This is a genomic window from Paraliomyxa miuraensis, from assembly GCF_026337845.1.
In the GTDB taxonomy this organism is placed as follows: Bacteria; Myxococcota_A; Polyangia; order Nannocystales; family Nannocystaceae; genus Paraliomyxa; species Paraliomyxa miuraensis.
In genome coordinates this window covers 147,282-161,308 of record NZ_JAOVZF010000160.1, presented here as the reverse complement: position 1 = coordinate 161,308, position 14,027 = coordinate 147,282, and the positions used below count along the sequence as shown (strand labels likewise).

Below are 14,027 nucleotides of genomic sequence, written 5' to 3'. Positions count from 1 at the left end.
CACCGCGTGGCCTCGGTGGAAAAAGCTGCCCGCCGCCCCGCGGGTCCGTGTTCCTCCCTCGCAGGAGGAGCGGTCCGCTTCGCGACGAAGGGAACCTTCCATCATGGACGTCAGTGAGCTGCGCAAGAACGCCAAGGTCGAGCTCGATGGTCACCCGTACGTGGTCACCGAGTTCCAGTTCGTCAAGCCCGGGAAGGGCCAGGGCCTGTACAAGTGCAAGCTCAAGAACATGATCACCGGCGCGGTGCTCGACCGCACGTGGCGCTCGGGCGAGAGGCTCGAGGCGGCCAACGTGGACTCGCGGACGATGCAGTACCTGTTCGCGGGGTCCGACGGCTTCACCTTCATGGACAGCGCGACCTACGAGCAGGTCGAGCTGTCGGCCGAGCTGGTGGGTGACGACAAGTACTTCCTGCTCGATGCGCCCCCGCCGGGCTCGGACCAGCCGATCGCCTACGCCGTGCTGTTCTACAACAACCGCCCGGTCGGCCTGGACGTGCCCAGCCACGTGGTCATGGAGGTCACCGAGTGCGAGCCCGGGGTCAAGGGCGACACCGCCACCAACGTGACCAAGGGCGCCACCATCCAGACCGGGCTCGACGTTCAAGTGCCCCTGTTCATCAAGCAGGGCGAGTTCATCAAGATCGACACGCGCTCCAAGAGCTACGTCGAGCGCGTCAACATCGGCAAGTGAACGAGCGGCCGCCGCTTTCGACCCCGCAGCGGGTGGCGGTGTGGGACGCAGCCCTGGATGCCACCCGGCAGACGCTGCGCGGCGCGGGCCTGCGTGAGGTGCTCACGCCCGTGCGGCTGTCGGCGGTGGCGGTCGAGCCGTTCATCGAGCCCGTGGCCGCGCCGCCGGGGCTCTTGGCCACCAGCCCCGAGCTGCCGATGAAGCGGCTGCTGTGCCGGGGGGCTCCGTCGATCTTCCAGATCGCGACCTGCTTTCGCGCGGGCGAGCTCGGCGATCACCACCGCGAGGAGCTGCACCTCTGCGAGTGGTATCGCGTGGGCGAGGACGCGCCGGCCCTGCGCGCCGACGTGGAGCACCTGGTGTTCGTGGTGTTCGACGCGGTGGCCAAGGCCCTGCGCGAGCCCGGCTTGCCCATGCCACCGGCCCCTGGTGACTGGGACGAGGTGGGCATGCTCGACCTGGTGGAGCAGACCCTGGGTCTGCGCCTGCGCGGGGACGAGGATGCCGGCGCGCTCGCGGCCGCGCTCGAGGGAGCCACGTGCGAAGAGGCCAGGCGTGATGTAAGCCGCCTGATGGCCGACCCGTTGGCGACGGTGCGTGACGAGCGGTTGGCCAGCTCGCCCCGGGCCCATGCGTTGGCGGCCTGGACGGCGTTCTTTTCGGCGTGGTGCGATGCATGCCTGGATCCCTGGCTGCGCGCGCGCGTGCACCGAGGGGTGCACGTGGTCGACTTTCCCCGGGCCCTGGCGGCCCTCTCGGCGCCCGATGACGCGCGCCCGGTGGCCCATCGCTTCGAGAGCCACGTGCACGGGCGCGAGCTCGCCAATGGCTACCGCGAGCTTGGCGATGCCGACGAGCAGCGGCGTCGCTTCGAGGACGTCAATGCGCTGCGGGCCTCGCTGGATCTGCCTGCGCTGCCGATCGACCACGACTTCCTGGCCGACCTTCGCTCACCGGGTCTGCCCCCCTGCGCCGGCGTTGCGCTGGGACTCGACCGCCTGGTGCTCCTGGCGACCGGGCGGACGCGCCTGGCCGATGTCGCGATCGAGCTGGGCGGACTTCTTTAGTGGCAGCGGCCCTCCGGGGGCGTCGCCTGGCGGCGCCGCAGGCCGCCGCCATGACGGCACTCGGGGCGGTGGTGGCGATCGCGTACGCCGTTCGGGGGCGGGCACGGTCGCGGGTTTGGGATGGATTGCCACGTCGCGCGGCCCCGGTGGGTCGTAGGGACGCTGACATGGGGTGGGCGAGCGCCCAGGACGAGGAAGGGACCAATGGCACACGCACGATTCGAAACGCTGCTGACGATCGACGAGGGACTGGCCGACCGACGCCGTCGCCTGCTGATGGGCGGGGCGCTGGCGATGACCTTGAGCATGGGCATGGGCGTGATGAGCTGGACCGCCAGCAAGCTCGGGATCTCGTCGGTCGCTCCTCCCAAGAGCTTCTACTCGGTGACGATGGCGGTCCTCGAGGCTCCGCCCCCGCCGGCCCCACCACCCGCGCCGGCCGGGGGCGCGGCGCAGGACGAACGAAGGGAAGCACCGCCCGACGAGGTGGTCCCCGATGAACCCGAGGTGGCGCCGACCGAGGTCGTGAAGCTCGACCTCGATGCCCCGCCGAAGGTCAGGGCGACCGTACCGGGCAAGGCGCTCGGCGGGGGCCCGGGCATCGGCCGCAGCCCCGGGGTCCCTGGCGGCACCGGGACCCATTGCCCGCTGCCGCCGTGCCTGGGCACCCAGCAGGTGATCTCCGGGCCGCCGATCCATAGGCCCGAGCCGCCCAAGGAGCCGCCGATCAAGGCACCGATCGCGACCGTGATGGCGTCGTCGGTCTTCACCCCCGATCCCGACCAGGCCGAGCTGGCGCGTACGCCCACGGGCCGCACCCACCGAAGCCCGGGCAAGACCACGATCTCGTTCTGCATCGGTGGCGACGGCAAGACCCACGACGTGCGCGTCCACAGGGGCTTTCGTGGGGACCCCGAGGTGGGCGAGATCTGCCGCAAGACGGTGGCCAAGTGGCGCTTCTCTCCGCAGCGCGTGGGTGGCAAGGTCCGCTCCACCTGCTCTTCGGTGACCTTCGACATTCGCTTCGAATGACCCGGCGAGGCGGGCGGAACGCCCGCCTCGACCGACCGACGCCGAGCGCTTGACGGAGCACGGCGACCCAAGGCACGAATGGGGGGGACATCGGCGTCGTGGCCCATCCCCCACGGCGTCGTCGCCGATCGTGCGCTCGGGCTCGCTGTAAGCCGCGGTCCGAGCCTGCGTTGCGGGACTCGATCGCGCTCCGGCACGTCCCGCGCTCGCGGTGCATCCGACGTTCCCCCGTTTCGCCGGCCATCCGCCACCGGCCCGCACCCGCCGCCCGTTCGATCGGCTTCGATGACGATGCTCTCATCATCCAACCTCACCGCCACTGCCTTCGAGCCGACCCGTGAGCCAACCCATGAACGAGTGGGGGCGCGGTCCACACGCCGCCGCGGGCGGGCCGGCCAACCATCCGGCCAACCATCCGGCCAGCCATCGGACCAACCGTCGAACGGCCGTGCGAGCCCGAACAATTTCCGTCGGTTCTGCTGTATGCTGCCCGCCTCCATGGGCCGCTCTTCGTTCGCCAATGGTCGACGTGCCCTGGCCGGGATGGTCTTCGGGTCCTTGCTCACCCTCGCCAGCGTGAGCGGATGCGCCAAGATCGAAGCGTTCGATCTCGTGCGCGAGGGCAACGCTCTCTACAAGGATGCCAAGTTCAAGGAGGCGATCGAGAAGTACGACGCCGCCGAGCAGATCTGGCCGGACCACGTCACGCTGTATTGGAATCGCGCATGCGCGGCCGAGAGCCAGGTGCTGCGCATGAAGAAGCCCGAGGAGCGAGAGGAGCGGCGCAAGTACGCCGACATGGCGCTGCGCGACTTCCAGACCTGGTACGATCGCCAGGACGTCAAGACGGCCGAGGCCGAGAAGCAGGTGCTCGACCACCGCCTGAACATCCTCAACGCCGACGAGCGCTGCGACGACCTCCTGTCCTACTGGTTCGAGAAGCAGCGCAACGACCCCAAGAACGAGAACATCTACGGCGCCATCATTCGCCAGTACGAGCAGTGCGGCGACGATGCCAAGGTGTCCGAGTGGTACGCCAAGCGCACCGAGGACTTTCCAGAGAGCGTCAAGGCCTGGCACGCGCTGGCGATCCGCCGCTTCGATCCGCTGTGGCCCGATCCCGAGTCGGGGCTGGCCTACAACGAGCAGCTGCCCCCCGCCGAGCGCCTCAAGGTCGCCGACGAGGTCCTGGGGCTGCTCGACAAGGCCGTCTCGCTCGACCCCAAGTTCCGTGACGCCTACGTGTGGCGCTCGATGGCCTACACCCAGCGGCAGTACGCGCGGGTGGTGATCGAGGAGCCCGAGCTGCCCGAGGAGAAGCTCGAGGCCATCCTCGCGCGCGAGGACCTGATGCTCGCCTGGAAGCAGCAGAAGGCCGTGTGCGATCTCGACCAGCTCGAGGACTGCCCCACCGACCTCGAGGCGCTCAAGAAGCTCGAGGGGCCCTGCTGCCCGCCGCCGCCGCTCGATGCGGCCGCCCAGGCCGAGGACGCCAACCTGCGGGCGCAGATCGAGGCCGAGATGAAGGCCGCCCTCGAGGCTCCGGTCGAGGAAGAGACCGACAAGAAGAAGGGAAAGCGGAAGCGGTAGCGCCTCTTCGGCGTCGCGGGCGTTCGCAGGGATCCAACCGCAACACCAGACACCTGGCGGAGGACCAAGGATGTTCGAGCATTACATGCACTACCAGGGCGGCGACCCACGTCGCCGCCTCCGCCTCCAAATCGCCGCCACCGCGGCGGGCGCAACGACCTTTGCCTTCATCCTGTTCGGCTGGGTTGCCGACAAGATGTCGATCACCCCGGTCGACCCTCCGACCTCCAAGTACGTGGTCGAGGTGATGCTCAACGAGGATCCACCTCCGCCGCCTCCGCCTCCGCCCCCGCCGGCGGGTGACGAGGAGGAGCCCGAGGAGGAGCCCGACGAGGACATCCCCGAGGAGGAGGTCCCGCTCGAGGAGGAGATCGTCCAGCCCAAGGAGACCCCCGACAAGGTCCCCGACCCGGCCAAGACCCCCGGCAAGAAGGGCCCCAAGGTGCCCGGTGGCGTGCCCGGTGGCGTGCCCGGTGGTGTACCCGGCGGCGTGGTCGGTGGCGTGGTCGGTGGCGTGCTCGGCGGGGTGCCCGGCGTGGCCACCAAGCGCAGCGCGGAGGAGACCAAGAAGGAGGTGGTCATGGAGCCCATCGCCTCGGTCAAGAGCCGCGGGATCTACATGCCCGACCCCGACACCAAGCTGCTTCAGGCCACCAAGGCGGCCAAGTTCGACAAGCGGCCGGGCTCGGTGAAGGTCAATTTCTGCGTGGGGGCCACCGGCAAGGCCAAGGACGTCAAGGTGTCCAAGAAGTACCCCCACGACCCCCAGGTCAACCGCATCTGTGCCGATACGGTGGCCAAGTGGCGCTTCAAACCCAAGCTCGTGGGCGGAAAGCCCATCGAGAGCTGCTCCGTCGTGACGTTCGACATCCGCTTCGAGTAGCCTGCGGTGGCGATGGCGGTCCGTTCCCGGGGGCCGTCACCCTCCACGCCCTCGCGGGTTCCTTCACCCAATCCCGGCCACGACCAACCAAACCGGTCACAAGACAAGCAACAGGACCATGAACCACCTGACGATCCTCCTCGCCGAGGGAGCCGACTTCAGCTTCGAAGGCATGTGGGCCGAGATGGGCTTCTTCGCGAAAGCGGTGCTCATCGGCCTCATCATCATGTTCGTCATCGCGCTCGCGATCATCTTCGAGCGGATGAGGGCCTACGGCCGCGCCAAGCGGCAATCGATCAACTACATCATGATGCTGCGCACCTACCTGCAGGAGCGCAAGATCGAGGAGGCGGTCGCGGCGGCCAAGCAGCACCCCGACTCCCCCGTGGCCAAGGTGGTGGGCGCTGGCCTGCGCGAGTACCTCGAGGGGCTCGAGGCGCTGCGCGAGGAGGGACCCGACGACGTGGGTGACTTCGACCTCGTCGACGCGGTCAACCGCCAGATGGAGCGCGCCAAGGAGCGCGAGACCGCCAACCTCAAGCGCGGCCTGACCTGGCTGGCCACCGTCGGCTCGACCGCGCCGTTCGTCGGTCTGCTCGGCACCGTGGTCGGCATCATCAACTCGTTCCAGGGCTTGGCCGGCGACGGTGGCGGCGGCTTGTCCTCGGTGGCCGGCGGCATCTCCGAGGCGCTGGTCGCCACCGCGGCCGGTCTGCTGGTCGCGATCCCGGCCGTGATGCTGTTCAACGCGTTCAACGCCCGCGTCGAGAGCTACCAGATCGACATGAACGACGTGGCCTCCGAGCTCATCGACTTCGTGCTCAAGGAGGGCCGCTACTCATGAGCGGTGGCCCGGCCGGCGGGGCAAAGCGTCGCAGGATCCCGTACAAGAGCAACCACGGGGTCAAGCACGACGCGCCCAACAGCGACATCAACGTCACTCCGTTGGTGGACGTGTGCCTGGTGCTGCTCATCATCTTCATGGTGGTGACGCCGATGCTCGGTCGTGGCCGCGACGTGCGGCTGCCGACCCTCAGCACCGCCTCCGAGCACAAGGAAGGCGACCAGGTGTTCGTGTCGGTCGACGACGAGGGCGCCTGGATCGAGACCGATCTCTACGTGGAGAAGTCGACCTTCCTGTCGCGCCTCGAGGAGGACCTCAAGATCGCCAACGGCAAGGCGGCCGCGGTCGGCTATACGGGCCCCATCTTGTTCGTCAAGGGCGACCGCGAGACCGAGTACGGCCAGGTTCGCATCGTGATGGAGTGGATCAACACCCTCGAGATCCCTCCCCAGGAAATCGCGCTGGTGGTCGACCTGACCGATGCGGCGCAGTAGGAGAGCCGGTCGGCCCGTGGCAGTCGTCAACTGTAATGGGCCGACGGCAACGAGCGTAGGACCCGGGCGATGCCGGCCCGTCCCGCCACCCCCCCAAAGAGCGCGCACGAGCGCACAGGCGACGAGCTAGGGAGACGAGATCATGGGCATGTCAGCGGGTGGCTCCGGAGGAGGAGCCAAGAGCGAGATCAACGTCACCCCGTTGGTGGACGTGTGCCTGGTACTGCTCATCATCTTCATGGTGATGGTCCCGCGGAAGGTGCCCGAGATCTCGGTGCGCGTACCGCCGGAGAGCAAGCAGAAGCAGCAGCAGAAGCTCCAGCAGGAGACGCTGGTGGTGGGCCTGAACAAGGAGGGGGGTCTGACCCTGAACCGCAACCCAATCGATCGCACCAAGCTCGCCGAGGAGATCAGCCGGCAGCTCGAGGTGCGCGAGAAGAAGGTGGTGTTCGTCGACTTCGACGACGACGCCAAGTTCGGGGTTGCGGTGGAGATCCTCGACCTGGCCAAGCAGTCCGGCGCCGAGGTGCTGGGCATCATGAAGAACAAGGACAAGAAGGTCCCGGACTCGCTGCGAGGGTGACGGGGATGATGCGGGTGGTGCGGGCGGTGGGGCCGGTGAAGCCGGGCCCTCTTGCCCCCCCGCAGCCCGCGAGCAGCGAGCGAACCCCGAGCTGCTCCCCAGGGGGCATGGAAGGCGCGGAATGGCCGGCAACGGTCGCTCCGCGCCTTCGGCGTCTTGCCCTCGCGATGGGCATCGTCGGGCCGCTGGTGCTCGGTGGCTGCGTCGACGATCCCGACTGTGGGATCTGCGATCCGCACGACCTCTTCCTCGAGAGCATCAGCGGGATCAACTATGCCTCGCGCAAGGTGCATCAGCTGGGCCCCGAGTGCGAGGGGCCGCAGTGCCCGGGGTCGATCACCCAGGGGCACTACTTCATCGAGCCGATTGGGCCCTGCGAGCGCAGCGAGGATGCGCTCGAGTCACCAAGGGGGCCGGAGGAGTACTGCCGGCTGTCGCCGCTGGTCACCGCGTACGGGCTCGAGATGGTGTTCAACAACCTGCTCGATCCCACCTCGGTCGAGCTGGTGCGGCGGCGCCCCGACAACCCGCAGCTCTACGAGGTCTACGACTGGAAGACCCAGATCCTGAGCATCGAGGGTCCGATCAGCCGGTTCAATGGGGACTACTTCGTGGGGGCCTCGGGCGACCCCGACCGGATCACCCGCGCGGTGAACCTCAGCTGCATCGACAACCTGCGCGATCAGGGACGCTCGTTCTCCCACGAGGACTACGAGGACCCGGCCCAAAACCCCTGCAACACGGTCGACCCCGAGACCGGACTTCCGATGAAGCTGCGGGCCGAGGGCACCATCGTGGCCACGCGTGGGGCGTGGGACAGCCGGGCCCTGGCGGCGGGCTCCGGACAGACCTGCAGCACCCCCGACAACGGCCCGGACACCTGCTGCTCGGAGTGCGACTTCATCCTCTCGACCCAGGTGGCCAAGTACGGGGTGCGGTCGCGGGTCGATCCGGGCTCCGGGGCGGTGCTGCAGGGGCCGGATCTGCTGCGTCCCGAGAACCTGCGCCGGCCGGCCGATGGCAGCGCGATCGAGTGCGACGTGGACGGCGATCCGCTGGTGCAGTGCCGGGACTTCCTGACGGCGGTGGATCGCAGCAAGGAGACCCATCGCTACGACTATGCGTGGTGCGAGCCCGGGCAGTCATCGTGCGAGCCCGAGACGTTCGCGCTGCCCTACTACGATCGGCTGCGGGAGACCCATCCCGATCTGCGCCCGCCGGGGCTCGAGCGCCGCAACGCGCCATGCGGGTCGTCGAACGACTGCCTGGCCGCCGCGGGCTCGATCGTGCCCGGAGTCATGAGCTGCATGGGCGAGGATGCACAGGGGCAGGCGTGCCTGCTCGACGCCGATGATCCCGGGTGCACCGAGGGGTACTGCGTGGCGCCGTGGTTCGTGGAGTGCAGGGCCCAGCCCGACACCACCGGGAGCCAGGGCTACTGCATCGACACTCGCTTCGACGACCGCGCGGCGGGGGCGTGCCTGCGCTCGACGGCGCAGTTCCAGGTGTGCGACGAGGACGGGGGCAACTGTCGCACGGCCCCCTCGGGCACGCGTCTGGCCTACTGCGATGCCGATACCGATGGGCGCCTGCTGGCCTCGGAGTGCTGCCAGGAGAGCCTGGGGGCGGTGCGCGACGAGGATGGCGAGCTTCGCTGCGATCCGCTGCTGCAGGGCAATCTTCGGCCCGAGCCCCGGGCGGCCCGCGACGACCACCTGCCCGAGGTCACCCGCGGTTGCCTCTGTACCGATCTCGACGATGCGCCCGCCGAGTGTCGCGACGCGGTGGCGGCGACGTGCGTGGACGAGGACGGCAAGGTCCGCCCCGAGCGGGCCGGGGAGTATGCGGTCAAGCTGGTCACCCGTCGCGGCGGGGTGATCTACGACCCCGCGATCAAGGGCTTCGAGTGGCAGCCGGCCGACTGGGGCGGGGTGCCGCGGGCGGCGGCCGAGGCCTGCGCCGCGGATCGGACCCTGATTCCGCCGCGGACGCTCGAGGACGGCTGGCGGGCCAACGATGCGTTCGATCAGCGAGCCGAGAATTTCGAGGACTTCGATCGGGCGATGTGCTCCGGCCAGCGCTACACGGTGGTGTTCCAGGTGCCGGGCGAGGGCGAGCACGTGCGGGACAAGCGGGGCAACACGCTGCTGGGGCGCTCGGTCTATGCGTTCGAGACCTCGCAGTTCCACATCGTGCCCGGCAGCGGCTTTCCGTCCGACAACCTGCGGATCGGGGCCTGCGACGACTTCGCCCTGACGTTCTCCAACAAGTACGACATGTCCCCGGAGAACCTCGCCAAGCTCGAGATCTGGCGGGTGGACGAGGCCGGGGGGCTGCTGCCGCCGCGCGACGGCTGCGGCCTCGGGCCCGTGGGAGGCGGGCCTGCCTGCGCCCGAACCGACGACGAGCGCGTGGCGGCGGGGGGCGATTGCGTGCCTGCGTGCCTGCTGGTCGACGTGTCGGATCACCAGACCGGTACGCTGGCGGTGCGGATCGACTCGACCGAGTTCGGGGCGGTGCTGCAGCCGGGGGAGCGCTACCGGGTGGAGGTGCCGGGGCTGCGCGAGCTCGGGGAGATGAACGATCCGGCTGCGTATGCCGCCGCGTTCTGGGACGCATGCGGGATGCCGCTGGTGACCGGGCTGCCCGAAGGGGCGGCAGTCGGCTCGGGCAGCGGCGGGCCCGAGTACACCTACGATTTCTTCGTCGACGAGCCCAAGTGCAAGGAGGACCTCGACCTCGACGGTCTGCAGTTCTCCTGTGACAACGCCCAGGACGTCTACAACCGCGATCAGAGCGACGTGGACCACGACGGGGTGGGGGACGTGATCGATCTGTGCCCGGTGGTGAAGAGCGCCACCCTCAATGGGGCCGACTCGGACCGCGATGGCGTGGGCAACGATTGCGACACGTGCCGACAGACGATCAAGCAGTACAACGAGGATGCGGCCGACCTCGGGGTTCCCTTCTACATGTATGCGCGCAACATCCCGTTCCAGGACGACGCCGATCACGACGGGATCGGGGACGCCTGTGACAACTGCGTGGTGGTGGCCAATTGCGATGGCTACGGGCCGGACTCGCCGTACGCGGTGGGGCTGCCGATCGCGTGGGACGACCCGGGACGGTGTCAGCGCGACGACGACTCGACCTTGGTGGGCGACGCCTGCGAGGGACTGCAGCTGCCCGGAGCCGCGGGCCCGGTGGGGTTCGGCGACGGCGACGACTTCGATCAAGACGGGATCGCCAATCTCTACGATGGTTGTCCGCGCCAGCCGGTGCGCGACCCGGTGGAGTGCACGGGCGATGCCGACTGCCCCGACGGGCGCCGCTGCGAGAAGGTCGACCCCGGCGATGCGACCGGGTGGTGCGATCACGTCGACAGCGACGGCGATGGCCTCGGCGATATCTGCGACACCTGTGCGTTCGTGGAGAATCCGCTGCAGCTGTTCGACGGGATCGAGCAGCAGGGCGACGAGGACGGCGACTTCATCGGGCAGGAGTGCGAGCTCGGGGCCACGTGTGGCGAGCGCACCGAGGCGCGGCCGATGGCGTTCCATCGCGTGGCCTCATCGGGCTACTGCTGCACGGTGCAGCTGCGGGAAGAGCCCGATGGATCGATCTTCAGCGTGGCCGAGCAGCGGGCGGTGCTCGATCCAGACGGGGTGCCGGTGCGGATCGATTGCAGCGAGCAGGACGAGCAGGCCCGAGTGTGTCGCCGGCTTCCCGCCGCGCTGGCGGCCACGCCCGGGATGCTGACGATGCCGCCCGGCTGCACCGAGGCGCTGGCCGCAGCGGGGCTCGTTGGGCCGGAGGACAACCCCCCCGTTCGGCTCGACGAGGTGGGCGGGGACCTCGTGGCGCTCTGGGGCTACCAGTGCTTCTTGCCGCCGCGCGATCAGGACTACGACGGCGTCGGGGACGCGTGCGATCTGTGCCCGTTCTCGTGGGATCCGGAGAACGTGCAGTACGTGGACGCCAACGGGCGGCTGTGGCCCAAGGAGGGCGCGTACTGCAACGGCGAGTATGCGCCCGACGTGGTGTGTGCGGACGACGTGGACGCGGGCACCGGAACCGGCGGGGACACCGAGACGGGAACGGGCGGTAGCGAGGGCTCGGGGTAGCGCGGGTTGGCCCGCCACCGCTCGAGCGGCGGGCTCGCCACTTTCAGCCCTTGGCGGCCTTGTCGGGCTTGGGCTCGAACACCACGTCGCCGACCTCGAGTACGCCCTCCTCGAGCGCTTCGTTGGCGCGCAGCTCGTGATCCCGCACGCGCCCGGCGGCGAGCACGTCGGAGAGCACGGCGCCGAGGCGATCGAGCTCCGCCTGCCGCCCGTGCAGCACCAGCCGCTGCACCCCACGGCCCACGCCCACGCCGGCTCCGGTCTTGGCGCGGTTGATCGCAGCCAGTGCCGTCACGGCCAGGTCGAACGACCCCGCATCGGCGGGCGCCTCCACCCCCTCGAAGTCGGCGGCGCTCGGCCACGGTGCGGCGTGAACGCTGGGCTTGCTCGTCTCCTCGGCGAACAGCCAGCTCCACACCTCCTCGGTGATGTAGGGCAGCACCGGGGCGAACAGGCGCAACAGCACCGAGAGCCCCAGCCGAAGCGCGGCCAGGGCCGAGCCGCGGCCGGCGTCGTCGTCCTCGGTTCGTGCCCGCACCTTGCACAGCTCGAGGTAGCTGTCGGTGAAGCTGGCCCAGAAGAAGCCCTCGGTGGCCCGCAGGGCGGGGGCGAACTCGAACTCGTCGTACGAGGCGCTGGCCTCGTGCACCACCCCGAGGAGCTCGTGGCAGAAGGCGCGATCGAGCTCGGTGGTCACGGAGGTGACGGGCCCGCCCTGCGCCAGCACGAACTTGCTGGCGTTGAAGATCTTGGTGACCAGGCGCTTGCCCATCGCGAGCACCTTCTCGTCGAACGCCGTGTCGACGCCCAGGCGCGCGCTCGCGGCCCAGTAGCGCACGCCGTCGGCGGTGTACGTCTCGAGCAGCTCGGTGGGCACGATCACGTTGCCCTTGGACTTGGACATCTTCTTGCGGTCGGGATCGAGGATCCAGCCGGAGATGAGCACGTGCTTCCAGGGGATGGTGTCCTCGTGGGCCATCGCCTTGGCGATGGTGTAGAACGCCCAGGTTCGAATGATCTCGTGGCTCTGCGGGCGGATGTCGGCCGGGAACAAGGCGGCGTGCCGCTGTGAATCGAGCTGCCAGTGGCTCGAGATCTGCGGGGTCATCGAGCTGGTGAACCAGGTGTCGAACACGTCGGACTCACCCATGAACCCGCCGGGGCGGCCGCGCTGCTCGGCCGTGTAGCCCGGGGGCACGTCGACGGTGGGATCGACCGGGAGCTGCTCGAGCGCGGCGAGGATCGGTGCGTCGTAGTCGGGTCGACCGTCGTCGGACAGCGGGTACCACACGGGGAACGAGACGCCGAAGTAGCGCTGACGGCTGATGCACCAGTCGAGCCCGAGGTTCTCGGTCCACACCCGATAGCGGTGGCCCATGAACGCGGGGTGCCACTGCACCTCTTCGCCCTTGCGCAAGAGATCCTGCTTGCGATCGAGCAGGCGACAGAACCACTGCCGCGTGGGCACCAGCTCGAGCGGGCGATCGCCCTTCTCGAAGAACTTCACCGCGTGGGTGATGGATCGCTGCCCGCGCAGGGGGACCTCCTGGCCGGTGGCGGCCGCCTCGGGCTGCCGCAGCTGCTCGAGGATCCGCTCGCGTGCCTTCTCGGGCCGCAGGCCCTGGAGCTCGGCGTAGAAGCGGTTGGCGGCGTCGGGATCGAGGCTCTCCCAGCCGGGCGTGCCGTAGGTGACGGGCAGAAGCCGCCCCTGCAGCCCGATGATCTGGCGCAGCGCCAGCCCCTGCTCGCGCCACCACTGCACGTCGGTCTGGTCGCCGAAGGTGCAGATCATCAGGATGCCGGTGCCCTTGTCCTTGTCCACCAGCTCGCTGGTGAAGATCGGCACCGGCACCCGGTAGAGCGGCGTGATCGCTCGTTTGCCCACCAGGTGGGCGTAGCGCTCGTCCTCGGGGTGGGTGGCCACCGCCACGCACGCGGGCAGCAGCTCGGGCCGGGTGGTGGAGATCACGAAGGTCTCGTCGCTGCCCTCCACCCCGAAGGCCACGTCGTTGAAGGTGCTGGGGAGCTCGCGATCCTCGAGCTCGGCCTGAGCCACCGCGGTCTGGAAGTCCACGTCCCACAGGGTCGGGGCCTCGGTGCTGTAGAGCATGCCCCGCTGGTGGAGATCGAGGAACGAGCGCTGGGCGACGGTGCGACAGTGATCGTCGATGGTGGCGTACTCCTGCCGCCAGTCGATCGACAGCCCCAGGCGCCGCCACAGCGCCAGGAACGCCTTTTCGTCCTCGCGCGTGAGCTGGTTGCAGGCCTCGATGAAGTTGGGCCGCGAGACCAGCCGCGGCTGGCCCTTGCGCACCTTGGCCGAGGCGGCCTCGAACGTCATGCCCTCTTCGTAGGGCAGGCTCGCGTCGCAGCGCACGTGGTAGAAGTTCTGCACGCGGCGCTCGGTGGGCAGGCCGTTGTCGTCCCAGCCCATGGGGTAGAAGATGTTCTTGCCCCGCATCCGCTGCTGGCGAACGATGAGATCGGTGTGCGTGTAGCTGAACACGTGCCCGACGTGCAGGGAGCCCGAGACGGTGGGCGGCGGCGTGTCCACGACGAAGGTCTCGTCGCGTGGGCGCGAGGGGTCGTAGTGGTAGAGGCCACTTCGTTGCCACTGCTCGTCCCAGCGCGACTCCGCGGCGGGCGCGTCGAAGTGCTTGGGCAGGGTGGCAGGATCGATGGTGCGGTGAGTTTGGGACATGGTCCGGCGCCGATG

10 protein-coding genes are annotated in these 14,027 nt (G+C 69.2%); 9 read left to right on the top strand and 1 reads right to left on the bottom strand.

Annotated elements, in window-relative coordinates; all coding sequences use genetic code 11:
- The first annotated feature begins 103 nt into the window (after positions 1-103).
- The 9 genes from efp to OEB96_RS33950 all read left to right on the top strand — a co-directional run bounded on the left by efp (position 104) and on the right by OEB96_RS33950 (position 11,311).
- The gene (gene efp / locus OEB96_RS33990; protein ID WP_266221003.1) at positions 104-694 is read left to right on the top strand and encodes an elongation factor P; all 591 of its coding nucleotides are present in this window, start codon (positions 104-106) and stop codon (positions 692-694) included.
- On the top strand, positions 691-1,761 hold the full coding sequence (locus OEB96_RS33985; protein WP_266221002.1) for an amino acid--tRNA ligase-related protein: 1,071 nt from the start codon (positions 691-693) through the stop codon (positions 1,759-1,761). Before efp ends, OEB96_RS33985 begins: the two co-directional genes overlap by 4 nt.
- A 204-nt stretch (positions 1,762-1,965) precedes the next feature.
- The gene (locus OEB96_RS33980) at positions 1,966-2,793 is read left to right on the top strand and encodes a hypothetical protein (RefSeq protein WP_266221001.1); all 828 of its coding nucleotides are present in this window, start codon (positions 1,966-1,968) and stop codon (positions 2,791-2,793) included.
- 498 nt (positions 2,794-3,291) lie between these two features.
- On the top strand, positions 3,292-4,383 hold the full coding sequence (locus tag OEB96_RS33975) for a tetratricopeptide repeat protein (RefSeq protein ID WP_266221000.1): 1,092 nt from the start codon (positions 3,292-3,294) through the stop codon (positions 4,381-4,383).
- A gap of 70 nt (positions 4,384-4,453) precedes the next feature.
- Positions 4,454-5,266, top strand: coding sequence for an energy transducer TonB (locus OEB96_RS33970; protein WP_266220999.1), 813 nt, complete (start codon positions 4,454-4,456; stop codon positions 5,264-5,266).
- A gap of 118 nt (positions 5,267-5,384) precedes the next feature.
- Positions 5,385-6,110: a MotA/TolQ/ExbB proton channel family protein gene (locus tag OEB96_RS33965; protein ID WP_266220998.1), complete on the top strand. Its 726-nt coding sequence runs from the start codon at positions 5,385-5,387 to the stop codon at positions 6,108-6,110.
- A complete protein-coding gene (locus OEB96_RS33960; protein ID WP_266220997.1) occupies positions 6,107-6,604 on the top strand; it encodes an ExbD/TolR family protein in 498 nt (165 codons plus the stop codon). Before OEB96_RS33965 ends, OEB96_RS33960 begins: the two co-directional genes overlap by 4 nt.
- Positions 6,605-6,746: 142 nt before the next feature.
- Positions 6,747-7,187, top strand: coding sequence for an ExbD/TolR family protein (locus OEB96_RS33955; protein WP_266220996.1), 441 nt, complete (start codon positions 6,747-6,749; stop codon positions 7,185-7,187).
- Between the two features lie 167 nt (positions 7,188-7,354).
- On the top strand, positions 7,355-11,311 hold the full coding sequence (locus OEB96_RS33950) for a thrombospondin type 3 repeat-containing protein (RefSeq protein ID WP_266220995.1): 3,957 nt from the start codon (positions 7,355-7,357) through the stop codon (positions 11,309-11,311).
- A 43-nt stretch (positions 11,312-11,354) separates the two neighbouring features.
- Here OEB96_RS33950 and valS read toward each other — a convergent pair whose 3' ends face one another.
- Positions 11,355-14,012, bottom strand: a complete 2,658-nt coding sequence (gene valS / locus OEB96_RS33945) for a valine--tRNA ligase (RefSeq protein ID WP_266220994.1) — start codon at positions 14,010-14,012, stop codon at positions 11,355-11,357.
- Positions 14,013-14,027 lie beyond the last annotated feature (15 nt).

Excerpts from the sequence above, each read along its gene's own strand:
- efp (WP_266221003.1), top strand. The coding sequence starts at position 104 with ATGGACGTCAGTGAGCTGCGCAAGAACGCCAAGGTCGAGCTCGATGGT.
- OEB96_RS33980 (WP_266221001.1), top strand. The coding sequence starts at position 1,966 with ATGGCACACGCACGATTCGAAACGCTGCTGACGATCGACGAGGGACTG.
- OEB96_RS33975 (WP_266221000.1), top strand. The coding sequence starts at position 3,292 with ATGGGCCGCTCTTCGTTCGCCAATGGTCGACGTGCCCTGGCCGGGATG.
- OEB96_RS33970 (WP_266220999.1), top strand. The coding sequence starts at position 4,454 with ATGTTCGAGCATTACATGCACTACCAGGGCGGCGACCCACGTCGCCGC.
- OEB96_RS33965 (WP_266220998.1), top strand. The coding sequence starts at position 5,385 with ATGAACCACCTGACGATCCTCCTCGCCGAGGGAGCCGACTTCAGCTTC.
- OEB96_RS33960 (WP_266220997.1), top strand. The coding sequence starts at position 6,107 with ATGAGCGGTGGCCCGGCCGGCGGGGCAAAGCGTCGCAGGATCCCGTAC.
- OEB96_RS33955 (WP_266220996.1), top strand. The coding sequence starts at position 6,747 with ATGGGCATGTCAGCGGGTGGCTCCGGAGGAGGAGCCAAGAGCGAGATC.
- OEB96_RS33950 (WP_266220995.1), top strand. The coding sequence starts at position 7,355 with ATGGGCATCGTCGGGCCGCTGGTGCTCGGTGGCTGCGTCGACGATCCC.
- valS (WP_266220994.1), bottom strand. The coding sequence starts at position 14,012 with ATGTCCCAAACTCACCGCACCATCGATCCTGCCACCCTGCCCAAGCAC.